The following is a 1,589-nucleotide window of genomic DNA, read 5'->3' as shown; positions in this document are numbered from 1 at the left end:
CCTCGGCGCCGCCCATGCCGCCCTGCGTCCGGGCGGGGTCCTCGCGGTCTGGTCCGCGGGGCCTGACCGCAGCTTCGGCCGCCGCCTGCACGATGCGGGCTTGAGCGTCGAGGAGGTCGCCACCCGTGCCAACGGCCGAAAGGGCGGCGCCCGCCACGTGATCTGGCTCGCAGTACGTTCCGGCCGCGGCTGAGGCTGGAATTACTTCATCCCCTGCGCGACCGACCGGCCGGTTCGAAGCGCGGGTCCCATCTCCCATAAGGAGAAGGACAGGTTGAGGGGCGTGAGCTTTGCCGAGGAGTCACGCCCCTCACCCCAACCCTCTCCCACGGGAGAGGGAGCGTGCCGTGCCTCGCGCGATCGATCCGGTGACGCGACCGTCACATCCGCGCGCAGAACCCGACCATGCCGGCGGCTTCCGACGGGCAGGAAGCGGTTGCCGTCCCGTCGGTGCCTTGCGAGAAGACCGGGGTGCCGGCCTTGAGGCAGTAGGCCGAGACGAAGACCTCGCCGCCCGCGCAGGCGATCTCGCAGCCGGTGGCCGGGCAGGTCTCGCTCCGTACCGCCCGGAACGGCGTTGCTGGGGCCGCGGCAGGGAGCGCGGCGGCGGCAGGTCCCGCCGGGCCGGCCTCCCCCTTCTGTCCCGCATCTCCCTGGGGGCCGGCCGCGCCTCTGGGGCCCGCCTCCCCTTTCGGACCCGTCTCGCCCTTAGGACCCATCTCGCCTCTGGGACCCGTCTCGCCCTTCGGGCCGGCCTCGCCCGCCGGTCCGGCCGGGCCGGGAAGCCCCGCCACGCCCTGCGGGCCGGGCTCGCCGCGCACCCCGGTCTCGCCCTTGGCGCCGGCCTGTCCCTCGGGGGCGCAGTTGGCGATCACGGACTCGCGCTCGTCCTCGTTGCTCTTCAGCGACACGACGCAGCTGCCCGGTCGGTAGGGCAGACGGAACAGGAAGCGGCCGCGGGAATCGGCCATCACCGACACGTCCTCGTCCATCACCACGACGGCGCCGCCCTTGCGCACCGAACCTGAGATCCGCAGGTCGCCGGCCTCGATGCGGGCGTCGTAGACCATGATCGGCTGGGACGGCGCCTGAGGCCGACGCGCACGCTGGCGGGCCGGTGCGGACGCGGCGGGCGCATCGATTCCAGGCGCCGCCGGCTGCTGGGCCTGCGCGCCGCCGCCGAGGACGAGGCATCCGGCGATCAGCGTGGCGAAGCGCGCGCGATGAAGGATCATGTCGGACATTCCCCGCCGCAGGATCGCGCGGCGGCGGGACATTGCCGCCCGGCTGCCACCGGGGTCAACCCTGGCCATGGCCGCCTCCAAATGGAGCCGATCCACACCCTTCCACACCCGTCCACAGGCCAAGCTGCTGCCCCGGCGGGACTATTTTCGGGCGGTGCGAAACCGTTTGAAAGTGTTCTTGTTTTGTTCCTATCTGACGTCATGTCGGAGCTGGGACGGGATGGAGCGGTCGCGTGACGAGCCGGATGAGCAGGGACCGTCCACGGCGGAACGGCTCGCGGAATTGCGGGCCCGCCTCGACGCGGAGCGGCGCCCCGGCGCGGGCGGCGTGCTGCCGTTGGGCGT

Annotated in this window: 2 protein-coding genes and 1 pseudogene; 2 read left to right on the top strand and 1 reads right to left on the bottom strand. The window is 72.8% G+C overall.

The window, feature by feature from the left end:
* Window positions 1-193, top strand: a pseudogene (locus FV223_RS27185) (spermidine synthase); the annotation flags it as partial.
* A 187-nt stretch (window positions 194-380) separates the two neighbouring features.
* On the opposite strand, the gene FV223_RS27180 reads toward FV223_RS27185, so the two are convergent.
* Window positions 381-1,235: a collagen-like protein gene (locus FV223_RS27180; RefSeq protein ID WP_147729812.1), complete on the bottom strand. Its 855-nt coding sequence runs from the start codon at window positions 1,233-1,235 to the stop codon at window positions 381-383.
* On the opposite strand from FV223_RS27180, the gene FV223_RS27175 reads away from it, so the two are divergent.
* A partial coding sequence (locus tag FV223_RS27175; protein WP_147729811.1) for a hypothetical protein occupies window positions 1,234-1,589 on the top strand: 356 nt, incomplete at its 3' end. The genes FV223_RS27180 and FV223_RS27175 overlap by 2 nt on opposite strands.

It is taken from the genome of Methylobacterium sp. WL116 (assembly GCF_008039455.1).
In the GTDB taxonomy this organism is placed as follows: domain Bacteria; phylum Pseudomonadota; class Alphaproteobacteria; order Rhizobiales; family Beijerinckiaceae; genus Methylobacterium.
Note: the sequence above shows the minus strand (reverse complement) of the source record. Positions and strands in the feature narration are given on the sequence as shown.